Annotated in this window: 15 protein-coding genes, 1 tRNA gene and 2 riboswitches; of the genes, 7 read left to right on the top strand and 9 right to left on the bottom strand. The window is 67.2% G+C overall.

Translation table 11 applies throughout. From position 1 onward, the window contains the following. Positions 1–99: 99 nt before the first annotated feature. The 3 genes from gcvH to AC3FKH_RS25585 form a co-directional block, all read right to left on the bottom strand. Positions 100–480 (bottom strand): glycine cleavage system protein GcvH, encoded by a 381-nt coding sequence (gene gcvH, locus AC3FKH_RS25575; protein ID WP_483709811.1) that lies wholly within the window; start codon positions 478–480, stop codon positions 100–102. 104 nt (positions 481–584) lie between these two features. After that, on the bottom strand, positions 585–1,712 hold the full coding sequence (gene gcvT / locus AC3FKH_RS25580) for a glycine cleavage system aminomethyltransferase GcvT (protein ID WP_488678526.1): 1,128 nt from the start codon (positions 1,710–1,712) through the stop codon (positions 585–587). Positions 1,713–1,809: 97 nt separating this feature from the next. After that, positions 1,810–1,938: riboswitch (glycine riboswitch) on the bottom strand. A gap of 21 nt (positions 1,939–1,959) precedes the next feature. Further along, positions 1,960–2,048, bottom strand: a riboswitch (glycine riboswitch). 81 nt (positions 2,049–2,129) lie between these two features. Continuing rightward, complete coding sequence (locus AC3FKH_RS25585; RefSeq protein ID WP_488678527.1) at positions 2,130–2,366, bottom strand: YMGG-like glycine zipper-containing protein; 237 nt, start codon at positions 2,364–2,366, stop codon at positions 2,130–2,132. A 280-nt stretch (positions 2,367–2,646) separates the two neighbouring features. On the opposite strand from AC3FKH_RS25585, the gene AC3FKH_RS25590 reads away from it, so the two are divergent. After that, positions 2,647–4,743: a UvrD-helicase domain-containing protein gene (locus AC3FKH_RS25590; RefSeq protein WP_488678528.1), complete on the top strand. Its 2,097-nt coding sequence runs from the start codon at positions 2,647–2,649 to the stop codon at positions 4,741–4,743. Positions 4,744–4,811: 68 nt separating this feature from the next. On the opposite strand, the gene AC3FKH_RS25595 is transcribed toward AC3FKH_RS25590, so the two are convergent. Continuing rightward, positions 4,812–5,954, bottom strand: coding sequence for an ABC transporter substrate-binding protein (locus AC3FKH_RS25595; protein WP_488678529.1), 1,143 nt, complete (start codon positions 5,952–5,954; stop codon positions 4,812–4,814). Positions 5,955–6,163: 209 nt separating this feature from the next. Between AC3FKH_RS25595 and hemN the strand changes: the two genes are divergently transcribed. Next, on the top strand, positions 6,164–7,633 hold the full coding sequence (gene hemN / locus AC3FKH_RS25600) for an oxygen-independent coproporphyrinogen III oxidase (RefSeq protein ID WP_488678530.1): 1,470 nt from the start codon (positions 6,164–6,166) through the stop codon (positions 7,631–7,633). 87 nt (positions 7,634–7,720) lie between these two features. Here hemN and AC3FKH_RS25605 read toward each other — a convergent pair whose 3' ends face one another. Next, positions 7,721–8,611 carry a c-type cytochrome gene (locus tag AC3FKH_RS25605; protein WP_488678531.1) on the bottom strand — a complete coding sequence of 297 codons (891 nt, stop codon included), beginning with the start codon at positions 8,609–8,611 and terminating at the stop codon, positions 7,721–7,723. A gap of 350 nt (positions 8,612–8,961) precedes the next feature. Between AC3FKH_RS25605 and AC3FKH_RS25610 the strand changes: the two genes are divergently transcribed. Together AC3FKH_RS25610 and AC3FKH_RS25615 are read left to right on the top strand one after the other, a co-directional pair. Continuing rightward, positions 8,962–9,037 (top strand) — tRNA-Arg (locus AC3FKH_RS25610). A 231-nt stretch (positions 9,038–9,268) separates the two neighbouring features. Beyond that, the gene (locus tag AC3FKH_RS25615) at positions 9,269–9,478 is read left to right on the top strand and encodes a hypothetical protein (RefSeq protein WP_488678532.1); all 210 of its coding nucleotides are present in this window, start codon (positions 9,269–9,271) and stop codon (positions 9,476–9,478) included. Positions 9,479–9,575: 97 nt separating this feature from the next. Here AC3FKH_RS25615 and AC3FKH_RS25620 read toward each other — a convergent pair whose 3' ends face one another. Both AC3FKH_RS25620 and AC3FKH_RS25625 read right to left on the bottom strand, forming a co-directional pair. Continuing rightward, complete coding sequence (locus tag AC3FKH_RS25620; RefSeq protein ID WP_483730704.1) at positions 9,576–9,809, bottom strand: YMGG-like glycine zipper-containing protein; 234 nt, start codon at positions 9,807–9,809, stop codon at positions 9,576–9,578. Positions 9,810–9,818: 9 nt separating this feature from the next. Beyond that, positions 9,819–10,202: a hypothetical protein gene (locus tag AC3FKH_RS25625; protein ID WP_488678533.1), complete on the bottom strand. Its 384-nt coding sequence runs from the start codon at positions 10,200–10,202 to the stop codon at positions 9,819–9,821. Between the two features lie 242 nt (positions 10,203–10,444). On the opposite strand from AC3FKH_RS25625, the gene AC3FKH_RS25630 reads away from it, so the two are divergent. From AC3FKH_RS25630 to arfB, 3 genes are all read left to right on the top strand, one after another. Then, the gene (locus tag AC3FKH_RS25630; protein WP_488678534.1) at positions 10,445–11,290 is read left to right on the top strand and encodes a MipA/OmpV family protein; all 846 of its coding nucleotides are present in this window, start codon (positions 10,445–10,447) and stop codon (positions 11,288–11,290) included. A gap of 298 nt (positions 11,291–11,588) precedes the next feature. Then, on the top strand, positions 11,589–12,977 hold the full coding sequence (locus AC3FKH_RS25635) for an FAD-binding oxidoreductase (RefSeq protein ID WP_488678535.1): 1,389 nt from the start codon (positions 11,589–11,591) through the stop codon (positions 12,975–12,977). A 38-nt stretch (positions 12,978–13,015) separates the two neighbouring features. Continuing rightward, complete coding sequence (gene arfB / locus AC3FKH_RS25640) at positions 13,016–13,420, top strand: alternative ribosome rescue aminoacyl-tRNA hydrolase ArfB (RefSeq protein WP_488678536.1); 405 nt, start codon at positions 13,016–13,018, stop codon at positions 13,418–13,420. On the opposite strand, the gene AC3FKH_RS25645 is transcribed toward arfB, so the two are convergent. Both AC3FKH_RS25645 and htpX read right to left on the bottom strand, forming a co-directional pair. After that, positions 13,410–14,480, bottom strand: a complete 1,071-nt coding sequence (locus AC3FKH_RS25645; protein ID WP_488678537.1) for a GNAT family N-acetyltransferase — start codon at positions 14,478–14,480, stop codon at positions 13,410–13,412. The genes arfB and AC3FKH_RS25645 overlap by 11 nt on opposite strands. A gap of 85 nt (positions 14,481–14,565) precedes the next feature. Then, positions 14,566–15,444, bottom strand: a complete 879-nt coding sequence (htpX, locus tag AC3FKH_RS25650) for a protease HtpX (protein ID WP_488678538.1) — start codon at positions 15,442–15,444, stop codon at positions 14,566–14,568. Positions 15,445–15,492: the final 48 nt, after the last annotated feature.

Here is a 15,492-nt window from a genome sequence, read left to right on the forward strand (position 1 = left end):
AGAACCTCGTTGGGGGCGCGGTGGCAGGTGGTCAGCCATGCCGCCGCGCATCAATACAGTGGCCGGCCCGTGCTGGGTGCAGGGCCGGCGGGCGCGGCGTCAGGCGCCGACGCTGGCCTTGTAGGCGTCGGCCGACATCAGGCCGTTGACGTCGTCGCTGTTGGCCGGCTTGATCTTGAACAGCCACGCGTCGAAGGCGTTGGCGTTCACGCTTTCCGGCGCGGCCGTGGCGGCCTCGTTGACGGCGATGATTTCACCGGCCACCGGGGCGTAGATGTCGGAAGCGGCCTTCACCGATTCCACCACGGCGAGCGCGTCGCCGGCGCCGACCGACTTGCCCACTTCGGGCAGTTCCAGGAAGACGATATCGCCCAGCGCGTCCTGCGCGTGGTCGGTGATGCCGATGGTCAGGGTGCCGTCGGCTTCGACGCGCACCCACTCGTGCGACTCGGTGTATTTCAGGTCAGCGGGGAAATTCATGAGGGTTCTCCGGATTCAGATTTGTTCTTGGTTCAGGCGCCTGCCATCGGTCGATGGGCCAGGCGCGATGGGCGACCGTTGGGGTGGGCCGGGGCGTTACCGCCTCAGCTCACGAGTGCCTTGCCATTACGCACAAACGGCAGTTTAACCACAGTCGCCGCGAGTTTGCGGTCGCGAATCTCCACCTGCACGGTGTCGCCCACCGCCACGCCCATCGGCAGGCGTGCGAAAGCGATCGACTGCGACAGGGACGGGCTGAAGGTGCCGCTGGTGATTTCGCCATCACCGGCAGCGGTGAGGACCTTCTGGTGCGCGCGCAGCACGCCGCCTTTGTCGCGCAGGATCAGGCCGACGAACTGCTGGCGCTGGCCGGCGGCGGCGAGCGCCGCCTTGCCGGTGAAATCGCGCTCGCTCAGCAGGTCCACGGTCCAGGCCAGGCCCGCGTCCAGCGGCGAGGTATTGATATCCATGTCCTGGCCGTACAGGTTCATGCCGGCTTCCAGGCGCAGCGTGTCGCGTGCGCCGAGACCGGCGGGGCGCACGCCGGCGGCGTCGAGCTTCTCCCACATCGCGGCAACGTTCTCGGCCGGCACCACGAGTTCGAAGCCGTCCTCACCGGTGTAGCCGGTGCGCGCAACCATGATCTCGCCGATGGCCGGGTCCTGGACCACGATGGCGTTGAAGGGCTTGAGGGCGTCGGACGGCTGGGTGGACGGGAAGGCGCTCCACACCTTGGCGCGGGCATTCGGGCCCTGCACGGCGACGATGGCCAGCGGCAGCGTGCCGGCGGGCGCTACGTCGTCACGGCGCGGGGTGATCGTCACGCCGCTGCCGGTGGCGTCATTGCGCGCGCGGATCCATTCGATATCGCTCAGCGCGGTGCTGGCGTTGACCACCAGGCGGAAGCGGTCCTCGGCGAAGAAATAGACGATCAGGTCATCGATCACGCCGCCTTTCTCGTCGAGCATGCAGGAGTACAGCGCCTTGCCGGGCGTCTGCAGCTTGTCGACGTTGTTGGCCAGCAGGCCGCGCAGGAAGGTGCGGGTGTTCGGACCGGCGAGGTCGACGACGCACATATGCGATACGTCGAACATGCCCGCGTCGGTGCGCACGGCGTGGTGTTCCTCGATCTGGGAGCCGTAGTTGACCGGCATGTCCCAGCCGCCGAAATCGACCATGCGGGCGCCGAGGGCGCGGTGGATGGCGTTGAGGGGCGTGGCCTGGAGCGTCATGGGAATCCTCGGGGGCAATCTCGGTTTCGAAAACGAAAAAAGGGTCATCCGCCGCAGCGCTTGCTTCGCTCGAATAGCGTCGCAATCCGCTGCGGCGGATGACCCCTCTGTCCTCGATACCTGAGAGATTACGAGGTGGCCCCGCCTGGCAGGTCCGATCCTCGCGCGCCCCTTCGGTGGGCACGCTCGCCATGACTGGCGGGTGCCGCTCTCCAGAGTGCGGCATGCATCGTGTGCATGTTGCATGCCGATCCGAACGGTCCGTGGTGCCTGAGAGTTTTCGGGTGATACCCCTTCGGCGGCGCAATACTGTGCGCGCTCTCCCGGTCGGATGCGCGCAATGTACGGGAGGGCCCTGCCTTTGTCAACGCGGCAGGCCCGCCCGTTATTGCCGTAAGCGATTGCCGTCAGCGGCGATCAGCGGCGATGGTGATTATCGTCCGTCACGACGTTACCGACCACGCCGCCAAGCGCGGCACCGCCGAGCGTACCGACCGCACTACCGTTGGTGAGCACGGCACCGCCGACGCCACCGGCCGCGGCGCCGATTGCGGTATTGCGTTGCTTGGGCGTCATATCGGAACAGCCGCCCGCCAGGGCAGCTACCGCAACGCCTACCAGTGTCGCCTTGCCAAGGGCTCGTAGAGTTCTCATGATTGGCTCCGGAAGTGACTTCAATGGGCTCGGGGCAGATCGGAATCCATCCCGCCATACTGATTAGAAGCCGAGATATGCCGCAGGTTTTGGGACTTACCAAGCGTTACTTCCGTAACATCGGCGGCAAGAAAATAGCGACTTCCGCTGACAGAACGCCCACTGCCTGGCGTGTTAACATGGCGCGGCTTCGCGCCGCGCCCCCGGCATGCTGCGGCATGTTGCGCACCAGGCGCCTCCACCTCCCCCCGACGCACCTTCCACGCCAGACATCCCGCGTATGACCCACGGCCTGAACGCTGCCCAATCCGAAGCCGTCCGCTATCTGGACGGGCCCTGCCTCGTCCTTGCCGGAGCGGGTTCGGGCAAGACCCGCGTGATCACGCAGAAGATCGCGCACCTGATCGAAGACAAGGGCTTCGAGCCGCGCCATATCGCCGCCGTCACGTTTACGAACAAGGCGGCCAAGGAGATGCAGGAGCGCATCGGCAAGCTGATGGAGGGCAAGACCTCGCGCGAGGGCAAGCGCCTGCCGCTCAAGCAGCTGACGGTGTGCACGTTTCACTCGCTCGGGGTGCAGATCCTGCGCCTCGAGGCCGAGCACGTGGGCTTGAAGCCGCAATTCTCGATCATGGATTCGGACGATTGCTTCGGCCTGATCCAGGAGCAGCTCGGCACCACCGACAAGAAGCTGATCCGCGGCCTGCAGGGCACCATCTCGCTGTGGAAGAACGGCATGGTCGATCCCGAAGCGGCCATCGCCCAGGCCGCCAACGCCGACGAACACCAGGCCGCGCTGGTCTACCGCAATTACGTGGCTACGCTGAATGCCTATCAGGCGGTGGACTTCGACGACCTGATCCGCCTGCCTGCCGAGCTCTTCGCGCGCAATGAGACGGTGCAGCTCAAGTGGCAGAACCGCCTGCGCTACTTCCTGGTCGACGAATACCAGGACACCAACGCGTGCCAGTACCAGCTGCTCAAGCTGCTGGCGGGCGGCTCGCACCTGCGCGCGCCGGCGTTCACGGCGGTGGGCGACGACGACCAGGCCATCTACGGCTGGCGCGGCGCCACGCTGGACAACCTGCGCCTGCTGCAGACCGATTTCCCCGATCTCAAGGTCGTCAAGCTGGAGCAGAACTACCGCTCCACGGTGCGCATCCTGGAGGCGGCCAACGCGGTCATCGCCAACAACCCGAAGCTGTTCGACAAGAAGCTGTGGAGCGAGCACGGCATGGGCGACCCGATCGCCATCCACCCGATGAACGACGAGGAGCACGAGGCCGAGTCCGTGGTGTTCCGCCTGTCCGCCCACAAGTTCGAGCGCCGCGCGCAGTTCCGCGACTACGCCATCCTGTACCGCGGCAACCACCAGGCGCGGCTGTTCGAGCAGATCCTGCGGCGCGAGCGCATTCCGTATGTGCTGTCGGGCGGCCAGAGCTTCTTCGACAAGGCGGAGATCAAGGACATCTGCGCTTATCTGCGCTTGATCGCGAATCCGGACGATGATCCCGCCTTCATCCGCGCCATCACCACGCCGCGCCGCGGCATCGGCAACACCACGCTGGAAGTGCTGGGCACGTTCGCGGGGCAGGCCAAGGTGTCACTGTTCGAGGCGGCCATGATGGGCGGCATCGAAGCCAGGCTGCAGCCGCGCCAGCTCGAGCCGCTGCGCGTGTTCTGCGAATCGATGGTGCGCCTGGCCGATCGCGCGACCAAGGATCCGGCCAGCGTAGTGCTGGACGACATGATGGAAGGCATCCACTACGAGGCCTACCTGTATGACTCGTTCGATGAGCGCCAGGCCCAGTCGCGCTGGACCAATACGCTCGAGTTCCTGGAATGGCTCAAGCGCAAGGGCACGCGGCCCGAGCCGGAGGGCGAGGGCGAAGCCACCGGCTTCGACAATGCGGACGGCTTCGGCAGTGAAGGCAAGAACCTGCTTGAACTGACGCAGACCGTGGCGCTGATGAGCATGCTGGAGGGGCGCGAGGAAGACCCCGACGCAGTGCGGCTTTCGACGCTGCATGCCTCGAAAGGCCTGGAGTATCCGCACGTATTCCTGGTCGGCGTGGAAGAGGGCATCCTGCCCCACTGCCGCGAAGACGAGGACATGGCCGACGAGAAAATTGAAGAGGAGCGCCGCCTGATGTACGTGGGCATCACGCGCGCGCAGCGCAGCCTGCATATCAGCTGGTGCAAGAAGCGCAAGCGCGCGCGAGAGACCTATTCCTGCGAACCGTCGCGCTTTATCGGCGAGATGAAGCTGGAAGAAGCGCCGCCGCCGAAGGACGAGATGCCGGCGATGAGTCCCAAGGACCGGCTTGGCGCGCTGAAGGCCTTGCTCGGCAATGGCGGCAAGACGGCGCCCGGTTGAGCGCTGCGTGAGGCCGTGGACGATGCACGCCGCGGCGTGAAACCGGCGGCCTGCGCGTGCGCCTGGACCTACCGTGTGCCTGAAGCAGCAAGCTGCACGTAGCGCGAGCCGCGCTGCCCCTGCGTGAAATCGAGCGTGAAGTCGCCCACATCGACGCGAGCCTGCAGCGCGCGCCGCAATTCCACAGCGCCATTGCCGCGCCACGCACCCAGTGCGCGCACCAGCCAGGCGGCGCCGATATAGCCGGCGATGGTCGCGGGCGAGGGCGGCTCGTCAAGGTATTGCTTCATGCGGGCCACGTGCTCCTTGACCACGCGCAGTGTGGCGGCCTGCGGTCCGGGCGCAACCTGCGTCAGCACCATGCCGCCCGGATAGCCCGCGCCGAGCACTTCGCGCGCCACCGTGGGGCTGACCGCCGACAGGCCGACCAGGAATCCGTACCAGCCTTGCGCGGCCAGGGCCCGGCCCAGGCTCGCATAGGCCAGCGTGTCACCCGCCACGATCACGGCACCGGGCCGTTGCGCCGCGATGGTGCGCGCGGCGGCGTCCGCGTTGCCGCCCAGCGGCACCGCGCGGGTGCCCATCGTGGATTCAAGCGCCCCCAGCCACGCGGCGCCGTTGCCGGTAGCGGAGGCGGCGAACTCCGCCGAGACCGCCAGCGCCACGCGCGTCAGCCCGTAGTCGCGCAGTTGCTTCACGGCGGTGTCGAGTTCGGCCTGGTAGTCGGCGCGCGTGAACCAGACGTTGTCCGCGTTCAGGGCCAGGCCCGAGAGCGGCGCCACGATCTGCACGCCGCGCCGGTGCAGTTCGGGCGAGGCCGCAAGGGCCGGCAACAGCCGGTCGCCGGGGCCGAACAGCAGTTCGGCATGCTCGCCATCGGCAAGCGATAGTGCCTGCGCGAGCGCCGCGCGCGGATCGGCATCGGCGTCGCGCACGACATGCGCAATCCGCACCGGACCACCGGCGGCGTTGGCCGCGTCGAACATGACCTTGGCGCCGGCCAGGTAGTCACGCGCCAGGTCGGCCTGGGCCCCGCTTCGGTCGAGCAGATGGCCGACCACGACGGTGCGCCGCGTCGGCGCCTGGGCCAGGGCCAGCGGCGCGGCGGCCAGTCCGCCAAGTGCGGTCATCAGCTGGCGGCGGCGCGGGGAGGGCGGCGGCGCTTCGCCGCGCAGCGATGGGTACGACAAACAAGGCAGGATCGAGGGCATGGAAAGGGGATGGCTGGCTGATCCGGGCGGTGGCTGCCGGAGATGCGGGGCGCAGCGTATCCGGCACGTGTGACAGAACTGTGACGAAATACCCCCGCCGACGAGGGGGTTCGCCGTGCCATGCGACCGTCGGGCTTGACGCGCGTCAATTCCTTACCGGCGTCGGGGAACTAGCATGGATCGTCAAACTCCCCGATCAGTCCGCCCCCATGCACACGCTCACCACGCCATCCGCGGCCATCGATCGCCGCGCCCTCTCCGATTTCCGCGCGCTGGCCGGCCGCATCGACGGCAACGGCCCGCGCTACACGTCCTACCCGACGGCCGACCGCTTCCATGGCGGCCTCGATGAATCGGCCTACCACGCCGCGCTGGCGGACTGCCGCTCCGCCGCGCCGGCGCCGTTGTCGCTGTATCTGCACATCCCGTTCTGCGAGAACATCTGCTACTACTGCGGCTGCAACAAGGTCATCACGCACGACCACGGGCGTAGCGCCAAGTACGTGAGCTACCTCGGCCGCGAGATGGCGCTGACCGCGGCCCACCTCGGCGGCCGCCGGCAGGTGCTGCAATCACACTGGGGCGGCGGCACGCCGACCTTCCTGAACCCGGCCGAGATGCGACGCGTAATGGCATCGCTGCACGAGCATTTCGACCTGCCTGCCGACGGCGAGCACTCGATCGAGATCGATCCGCGCCGCGTCGACTACGAACGCATGGCGTTGCTCGCCGAACTCGGCTTCAACCGCGTCAGCCTGGGGGTGCAGGATTTCGACCCGGAAGTCCAGCAGGCCATCCACCGCATCCAGCCGTTCGAGGAAACCCGCGCGGTGGTCGACGCCTCGCGCAAACTGGGGTTCCGGTCGGTCAGCCTGGACCTGATCTACGGGCTGCCGTACCAGACCACGGCGCGCTTCAACGCGACCGTGGAGCGGGTGTTGACACTGCGGCCCGACCGGCTCTCCGTCTATAGCTACGCGCACCTGCCGCATGTCTTCAAGCCACAGCGGCGCATCGACGAAAACGCGCTGCCGAGCGCGGGCGAGAAGCTCGATATCCTGGTCTCCACGATCGAACGCCTGACTGCCGCCGGCTACGTCTACATCGGCATGGACCACTTCGCGCTGCCCGAAGACGACCTCGCCGTGGCCCAGCGCGAGGGCCGGCTGCAGCGCAATTTCCAGGGCTATTCGACGCATGCCGGCTATGACCAGCTCGGCTTCGGCATTTCCGCGATCGGTGCCGTGGCGGGGCGCTACGTGCAGAGCGCGCGCACGCTCGACGATTACTACGCCGCAATCGACGCCGGGCGGCTGCCGGTCATGCGGGGCTTCACGATGGAAGCCGACGATCACCTGCGCCGCGAGATCATCGGGGCGCTGATGTGCAATGGCGTGCTCGACATGGCGCAGATCGAGGCACGCCATGGCATCGATTTCGCAAGCACGTTTGCCGCCGAACTTGTGGATCTTGACCGGCTCGGCGCAGATGGCCTGGTTCGTCGCGAGCCGGGCCGCATCGAGGTCACCATGCTGGGCCGCCTGCTCGTGCGCCGCGTTGCCATGGTGTTCGACCGTTACCTGCGCGAAGACGCTGCCAGGCCGCCCGCTGCCCCGCCGGCAGCCAATGACGGCGCCCAGCCGGTGCGGTTCGTGCCGCGATATTCCCGCGTGGTCTGATCCGCAGGCGCCGGTCCCGGCGCGCAACCAACAGGCGAAAAAAAGCCCGCGATCCAATCGCGGGCTTTTCTGTCTGTGCGGCCGGTGTTACTTGGCGGCGCTGGCCATGTAGTCGGCGGCGGCGAGCACATCGGCGTCCGGGCCGGCATAGCCGCCCTTCGGCGGCATCACGCCCTTGCCCTTCAGCGCGTAGTTGTGGACGGCGTCCATGCCTTCCTTCAGGCGTGGCGCCCAGGCGGCCTTGTCGCCGAACTTGGGAGCCCCGGCAACGCCGGCGGCGTGGCAGGCGGCGCAGACCTGGTCATAGACCTTCTTGCCCACTTCGGCGGAAGCCGCGGCAGGTGCTGCGGCCGGAGCCGGCGCAGCGGCAGCGGGCGCGGGCGCCGCTGCAGGAGCCGGAGCAGCGGCGGCAGCCGGTGCGGCACCGGCGTCCGATGCCGCGGCGGTGGCCGGGGCAGCGGCGGCAGGGGCCGCAGGCTCGGGGAACTTGGCGCCACCGGCGTCAGCCATGTAGACCACGGCGCGGCCCAGTTCGTAGTCGGAATAGTCGTCCGGCGTGGTGCCGGCGCGCGGCTGCATGGCGCCCTTGCCGTGCAGCACCGAGCTCAGCAGGCCATCGAAGCCCTGGCCGATGCGGCTGGCCCAGTCGCCCGCGTTGCTGTACTTCGGCGCGCCCACGGCGCCCGTAGCGTGGCACGCGGCGCAGACTTCCTTGTAGACCTGCTCGCCGGTCTTGAAGACGCGCGGTGCGTTGGCGTCCTTGATCTCGAGCGAAGCGACCGGCTTGATGCGGTCATTGATGGCTTCCGCCGTGGTGACCGAACCGGCACCTTCCTTGGAGCCGTGGCCGACAAAATTGACCAGCAGGATGATCACGATGATCGGGACCAGGAACGCAGCGATCACCACTGCGATCAGCTGCTTCGGCGTCTTGATGGGAGACTCGTGTTCGTCGTGTTGGTGTTGGACGTCGCTCATACAGAACTCTCAGTTTTGCAGGAAACCTTCAGCCGCTCACGCTCGGCTTGATTTATCGGGCCCTTGAACGTCTGGGTCCTTCTGATTGCGTGGTTCAGTACTGTCCCCCGTTTGCCAACGCGGTGCCGCTGCGTCTTGACGGAAATAGCTCGCGATTATAGCCCCAAAGGCCTCATGGCTGGGCCAAAAGAGACGGTTCCGAGACGTTGGGCGATGCGCCCGGATTCGCGCGCATGGACGCCTCGGCGCAAACACGGTATCCTATGCGACTTCCCAGCGGCGGCATTCGCCCGCCGCACCGGTTGCACGCCGTGGCAGATCCTTGCCGCCTGTGCCAGACCACTTTCCGCGCGCCCGTAGCTCAATGGATAGAGTACTGCCCTCCGAAGGCAGGGGTTGCTGGTTCGATCCCAGCCGGGCGCGCCAAATTTCCCGAAATGATTCCCTGCGTTCCGGCTGGCATTCCGCCTCCAGGCCGACAGCGCCTTGGCAAGAACCGAATCGAAGCGCCCCCGTTTGTGACACTTTCCGCAAGATGCTTAATTCCGTCCTAAGGATGTTTCAATTGTCTTCACAGGGGGACGGACTTAGAGTGCCACTGAGGCCTCTCCCTGCAGAACGCTCCCCGTTTCTGACAGGACATTTGGAAAGCGCGGCATGTCCGCGCTTCTTTTTTGTCTCTTGCCTGTGCGGAGGGGTGTCGCCGCCGGCCCCTGTGCAGGAATTGCCGGTGCGGCGTGGATCGAGAACGACGATCTGCTGGAGCGGATGCAGTGGGTGCGCGCCTCCAATCGCCGGGTTGTCGAGCGCAGTGAGCGGCTGGTGACCGAGAGCATCCGGCTGTGGGCACGGATCGGCTACCGCTGAGCAGCGACAGGACCAGGACCCGACGCGCGGTGCGCGGCCAGGACGAAACGCCGCAGCGACCGACCGTGCCGCGGCTGGACGGTGGAACCTCCGGCGGTCAGTACCGCTGCTGGTCGTTGCGTCCCTTGATATTGCCCGCCACACCGCCCGCCACCGCGCCGATGGCCGCACCGGTCCAGCCGCTCCCGCCTGCGATGGCGGCAATGCCCGCGCCGGCGGCGGCACCGATGGCAGCCCCCGAAACCGTCCCTTGCTGCTGCGGCGTCATGCCCGTGCAGGCGGTCACGCTGGCCACCGCCAGCGCCGCGCCGATCCATTGAAGTCGTTTCATGGCCTCGCCTTATTTCTTGCCCTGCAGTCCAGGCACCACCATCTCGAACCAGATGGTTTCGAGCACCGGCCGCTGCAGGCGGTCGGGGTGGGCGGCATACCAGCGGTCCAGGCCGTCGCGAACCGAGTCCAGCGTATGGCCTTTCAGGCCCCGCGCGAGGCGCGGCACGATGGTCTGCGAGTCCGGCGGGACATTGCCGGCGTGGTAAGCGACATCGACCTGCACCACATTGGCGATGCCGACCAGATAGGCCTTCTTCATCTGCTCCGTCGACTCGGTCCATTGCTTGCCCGTCACGAGCGGAACCTCGTCTGCGCTGGCCACGCCGGATGCCATGGCCAGCGCCATGCACGCGGCGGCGGTCCATGCGTGCAGCTTCTGCCTGGTTGTCATTGCACACTCCCGTGCGGACCAGGTGCGCGGCGGTCCGCCTTACCGTCGCGCCTGGTTCCGGGCAGCGGGTGCCGGTTGGCGCGCTTTCATATTAGTCGCTATTCCAGTGATCGCTACGCCGCCGTGCACCCGCGCCCGGCAACGCCGGCAGCTGAAAACTTTCATATCACCGACTGCGTCCGCGTCGCCTATGTGCTGATAGATTGGCCTGATTCGACGTATTCGATCGGGGAGGGCGAGACATGGCACGTACTGCGCGGACAGCACTGCCGGCACGGATCCGGCGTATCGCAGGCCCGGGCCTGGCGGCCCTCGCTTTGGCGCTGTCCGCAAGCGGCAGCGCTGCGTCGCCGCTGGACCTGCCCGGGTCGCTGCCCAATATGGTTGGCATCGGCGTGGGCTCGACCACCGAGTTCGCCGGTGGCAAGGACCGCACCATCGGCGTCGTGCCCGGCGTGCGCTACGTGACCCCGGGCGGCCGGCTGCTCGAATGGTACGGTCCCTACGCGCAATTCAACTTCGGCGGGCTGACCGGCTGGCAGTGGGGGCCCGCGGTGTCGCTGCGCCTGGGGCGCACCGGTGTCGACGACCCGGTGGTGTCGCGCATCCACGAGATCGACACGACCGTCGAGGCCGGCGGATGGTTCGGCTACGAGTACCTGCACGAAGGCTCGATCCCGTTTCGCCTGCGCGGCGGCATCAACGTGATGACGAATGCGGGCATCGTCTACGGCGGCGCGCGCGTCAGCGCCAACGCCTCGGCGTGGGTGCCGATGCACCGACGCGTCTATGCCGGCGCCGGCCTGGGTGCGAGCTGGGTCAGCGACAGCTTCAACCGTACCTATTTCGGCGTGACCGACGGTGATGCGGCGGCCAGCGGGCTGCCGGCCTACAACCCGAGGGGCGGGCTGGAGCAGTACACCGGCTGGCTCGCGCTGCTCTACCAGATCGACAGGAACTGGTATGCCGGGGCCATGGTTTATGCGCAGCGGCTGACCGGCGACGCGGCCAACAGTCCCATCGTTACCCAGCGCGGCACGCGCAACCAGATCACCTACGGCGTGGGCCTGGGTTACACGTGGCGCTAGCGCCGGACACGTGTCGCCCCTGCAACAGATTGTCCATCCTTGCCGAGACGACGGGGCGTCACACCCGGCATCCTTTTGGCGCGCTGGCGCGGCTGCCCCAACACGCGCCGTGCATCACGGTTGAAACACTTCTGCCTGATTGAGGGGATGCCTTTGCGGTCACGCATCGCAATACGTCTCCAGTCGGTGCGCTGGCACACATGGCGCGCAATTTGCGTCGCTGAAGCCCTGGACGGGCCGCCATCGCCCGCTCTCCCTTGTGCATGGCGGCCCCGTGATGTCGATGCGGAGGTTCGCCATGCCTGCACTGTCGAAAGACCTGCTTGCGTCACTGCGCACGGCCGTGCGCGGCAAGGTACTGCTGTCCGGCGAGCCCGGCTACGACGAATCGCGCGCGATCTGGAATGCCATGGTGGACAAGCGCCCCGCCGTGGTGGTGCAGTGCGCCGGGGTTGCCGACATCGCGGCAGCCGTGGCCTTTGCGCGGGACAACGGCCTGCTGCTCGCAGTGCGCGGCGGTGGCCACAATATTGCCGGCAAGGCGCTCTGCGATGACGGCGTCGTCATCGACCTGTCCGCCATGCGCGCCGTCCATATCGACACCGGCACACGGCGCGCCTGGGTGGAGCCTGGCGCGCTGCTGGCCGACTTCGACCACGAGGCCCAGGCTTGTGGGCTGGCGACGCCGCTGGGCATCAACTCGACCACGGGCGTGGCCGGGCTGACGCTTGGCGGCGGCTTCGGCTGGCTCACGCGCAAGTACGGCATGACTGTGGATAACCTGCTGTCGGCGCAAGTCGTGACCGCCGATGGCCAGCGCCTTCACGCGAGCGAGCAGGCCCACTCCGACCTGTTCTGGGCCCTGCGCGGCGGCGGCGGCAACTTCGGCGTGGTGACGCTGTTCGAATTCCGGCTGCACGCTGTCGGACCGCAGATCCTGGCCGGGCTGCTGGTGTTTCCCGCCGCGGAGGGTCGTGCGGTGCTCAGCCAGTACCGCGTGTTCACCGAAGCCATGCCGGAAGACCTCAATATCTGGGTCGTGCTGCGCAAGGCGCCGCCGCTGCCGTTCCTGCCGACCACCGTCCACGGCACCGACGTGGTGGTGCTGGCCGTGTTCTACGCGGGCGATCCGGCGCAGGGCGAGCCGCTGCTGGCGCCGTTGCGCAGCTTTGGCACCGTGCTCGGCGAGCACGCGGGCGCCATGCCCTACGTAGCCTGGCAGCAGGCATTCGACCCGCTGCTGGCGCCGGGCGCGCGCAACTACTGGAAATCGCACAACTTCACGCAGCTGCCGGACGAAGCCATCGATGCCATGATCGATTACTCCGGCCGCCTGCCGTCGCCGCACTCCGAGATCTTCATCGGGCAGGTCGGCGGGCGGGCCAACGGCGTTGCCGCGGATGCCACGGCCTACCACCACCGGGATGCGCGCTTTGTCATGAACGTCCATACGCGATGGGAAAGTCCCGCCGAGGACGCAGCCTGCGTGGCCTGGGCGCGCGACTTCTTCCGCGCCACCGAGCCCTATGCGACCGGCGGCGTGTACGTGAACTTCCTGACCGAGGATGAAGCGGGCCGCATCGGCGCGGCCTATGGGCCCAATTTCGAGCGCCTGGCGCGCATCAAGCAGAAGTACGACCCGGGCAACCTGTTCCGCGTGAACCAGAACATCGCGCCGGCTGCCTAGCCGCATTGTCCGGACATGCGCCTTGTTATGATGCGCGCATGTCCGGCGAATTCCTCATCCCCCACCACGAGTACGACATCACCGCGATCCGCGCGCAGGGCGCGGGGGGGCAGAACATCAACAAGGTGTCCAACGCGGTGCACCTGCGCTACGACGTGAACGCGTCCTCGCTCGCGCCGGACCACAAGGCACGCCTGCTGCAGCTGCATGACCACCGCATCACGCGTGATGGCGTGGTGGTCATCAAGGCGCAGCAGCATCGCAGCCTTGAACTGAACCGCGACGATGCCATCCGGCGGCTGCACGAACTGGTGGCCAGCGTGGCGACACCGCCGCGCACGCGCCGCCCGACCCGCCCGACGTTTGCTTCGCGCAAACGTCGCCTGGAAGGCAAGAGCCAGCGCAGCCAGGTGAAAGCGCTGCGCGGACGCGTCACGGAGTAAGCTCGGGCAGTTCGCTGTTCGCGTGCGCCATGGCAGCGACGGGCCGCCGATAGGCCGGGAAATAGCCATGGAGATCGCCGGCCGAAGCGATGCGCCCGGCCGATAGCGACTGGTAGGCCTGCCGGTTGACGACCACGCGCTGCGTGCGGAACACATGCGTGTCCGGCGAAAATCCGCGCTTGAATTCGTGCAACGAGTCCACAGCGGAGCCAAGGCCACCACCAAGATGCAGCCGCGAGAAGCCATGCATGCGGCCCCATTCGCGGGCGGTGTGGATGATGATCTTGGTCGGCTGGCGGTGGCGGTAGTCCCAGTCGGACCCGGACAGGTGGTACTGCATGATGCCCGAGCGCCGCGACAGCGTGAACAGGGCGCCGCCGATGACTTCGCCCGCTTCCTCGGCCACCATCAACAGCAGGTTCTCGCCAAGCTCTTCGACCAGCGAACGGTAGTACTGCACGTCGAAAAAGTAGTACTCCGCCGCACTGCGGCGCGTCATGGTCTCGTTGTAGAGGTCGATGAAGCGTGACAGCGCGTCAAAGTCGCGGTCCAGCCGCACCGTCACGCCTGCGCGCCGGGCGCGGTTGATGCCGAGCTTGTGGCGTGACTGGGTCTCTTGCCAGTGCTTCTCCGGCGCCTTGGTCAGGTCGATCGACACCGTCTGGCCCTGCTCGAGCACAAGCCCCAGCGAACTTTTCCAATGCGTGTTGAGCAGCGGGTGCAGCCGCAGGAACCAGGACACGCAGCCGGCTTCGCGCAGCATCGCTACGGCGGCGCAGAATGCCGCATCCGCGAAATTCGCCGGCGCCCCGGTGCTCACCAGCGGGCCGCCATAGCCGTAGGCCGAGGTGGCATCCCACAGGTCCCCGATGATGGGGCGACGGATGTACGGAACCAGCAATTCATGGTCGCCATCCGTCGCATGCACGGCGAATGCCAGGCCGCGCTCGCTGTTCTGCGCCGTCTTCATCCACGCCGGCGTGTGGTAGCAATCATGGCTGCAGCGCTCCAGGGCGGCGCGCCACGCGGTACTGGTCGTGTCCAACAGCTTCGCTTGCATCTCTTGCCCCCTGACAGGATGCCTGCGGTGTCCGCCCGGGTGCCGTCGTGGCGCTCCCGGACAGATCGCAGCGATGGATCGGATTTCAGCGTGCCGACTGCAGCGCCGCGATGCGCTGCTCGATCGGCGGATGGCTCGAGAACAGCGCCATCCATGATTTCCCTCCGGCAATGCCCATGGCCTGCATGTTCTGCGGCAGGCCGTCCGGCTCCAGGCCGCCGAGGCGGCGCAGCGCGGCGACCATCGGCGTCGGCGAGCCCATCAGGCCCGCCGCGCCCGCGTCGGCGCGGAACTCGCGGCGACGCGAAAAGGTAGCGACGATGATGCTGGCCAGGATGCCGAAGACGATCTCGCAGACGATCACGGTGACCATGTAGCCGATGCCGGGCCCGCTCGACTCCTCATCGTTCTTGCGCAGCATCGAGTCGACGAAGTAGCCGACCACGCGCGCAAGGAAGATCACGAACGTGTTCACCACGCCCTGGATCAGCGTGAGCGTCACCATGTCGCCATTGGCCACGTGCGCCACTTCATGCGCGAGCACGGCTTCCACCTCGTCATGCGACATCGACTGCAGCAGGCCGGTGGAAACGGCCACCAGCGAGCTGTTCTTCGTCGCGCCGGTCGCGAACGCGTTGGGCTCGCCCTCGTAGATCGCCACTTCGGGCATGGGCAGGCCCGCCTTCTGCGACAGCTTCTGCACGGTCTGCACGAGCCACAGTTCGGTGCTGGTGCTCGGATGCGTGATGACCTGCGCGCCGGTGGACCACTTGGCGATGGTCTTGGACATCAGCAGCGAGATGAACGAGCCGCCGAAGCCCATCAGCGCGGCAAAGGCGAGCAGCATGCCGAAGTTGAGACCGTTGGCGGTCAGGAAGCGGTTCACGCCAAGGACGCTGGCGGTGATACTGAGGACAAGCATGACGGCGAGGTTGGTCGCCAGGAAAAGCAGGACGCGTTTCATGAGAGTGGAACTGGACTACGGATAGGCGCGGACGAGCCGCAGGCGCGC

It is taken from the genome of Cupriavidus sp. 21MJTG02-4 (genome assembly GCF_057798975.1).

Excerpts from the sequence above, each read along its gene's own strand:
- gcvH (WP_483709811.1), bottom strand. The coding sequence starts at position 480 with ATGAATTTCCCCGCTGACCTGAAATACACCGAGTCGCACGAGTGGGTG.
- gcvT (WP_488678526.1), bottom strand. The coding sequence starts at position 1,712 with ATGACGCTCCAGGCCACGCCCCTCAACGCCATCCACCGCGCCCTCGGC.
- AC3FKH_RS25585 (WP_488678527.1), bottom strand. The coding sequence starts at position 2,366 with ATGAGAACTCTACGAGCCCTTGGCAAGGCGACACTGGTAGGCGTTGCG.
- AC3FKH_RS25590 (WP_488678528.1), top strand. The coding sequence starts at position 2,647 with ATGACCCACGGCCTGAACGCTGCCCAATCCGAAGCCGTCCGCTATCTG.
- AC3FKH_RS25595 (WP_488678529.1), bottom strand. The coding sequence starts at position 5,954 with ATGCCCTCGATCCTGCCTTGTTTGTCGTACCCATCGCTGCGCGGCGAA.
- hemN (WP_488678530.1), top strand. The coding sequence starts at position 6,164 with ATGCACACGCTCACCACGCCATCCGCGGCCATCGATCGCCGCGCCCTC.
- AC3FKH_RS25605 (WP_488678531.1), bottom strand. The coding sequence starts at position 8,611 with ATGAGCGACGTCCAACACCAACACGACGAACACGAGTCTCCCATCAAG.
- AC3FKH_RS25615 (WP_488678532.1), top strand. The coding sequence starts at position 9,269 with ATGTCCGCGCTTCTTTTTTGTCTCTTGCCTGTGCGGAGGGGTGTCGCC.
- AC3FKH_RS25620 (WP_483730704.1), bottom strand. The coding sequence starts at position 9,809 with ATGAAACGACTTCAATGGATCGGCGCGGCGCTGGCGGTGGCCAGCGTG.
- AC3FKH_RS25625 (WP_488678533.1), bottom strand. The coding sequence starts at position 10,202 with ATGACAACCAGGCAGAAGCTGCACGCATGGACCGCCGCCGCGTGCATG.
- AC3FKH_RS25630 (WP_488678534.1), top strand. The coding sequence starts at position 10,445 with ATGGCACGTACTGCGCGGACAGCACTGCCGGCACGGATCCGGCGTATC.
- AC3FKH_RS25635 (WP_488678535.1), top strand. The coding sequence starts at position 11,589 with ATGCCTGCACTGTCGAAAGACCTGCTTGCGTCACTGCGCACGGCCGTG.
- arfB (WP_488678536.1), top strand. The coding sequence starts at position 13,016 with ATGTCCGGCGAATTCCTCATCCCCCACCACGAGTACGACATCACCGCG.
- AC3FKH_RS25645 (WP_488678537.1), bottom strand. The coding sequence starts at position 14,480 with ATGCAAGCGAAGCTGTTGGACACGACCAGTACCGCGTGGCGCGCCGCC.
- htpX (WP_488678538.1), bottom strand. The coding sequence starts at position 15,444 with ATGAAACGCGTCCTGCTTTTCCTGGCGACCAACCTCGCCGTCATGCTT.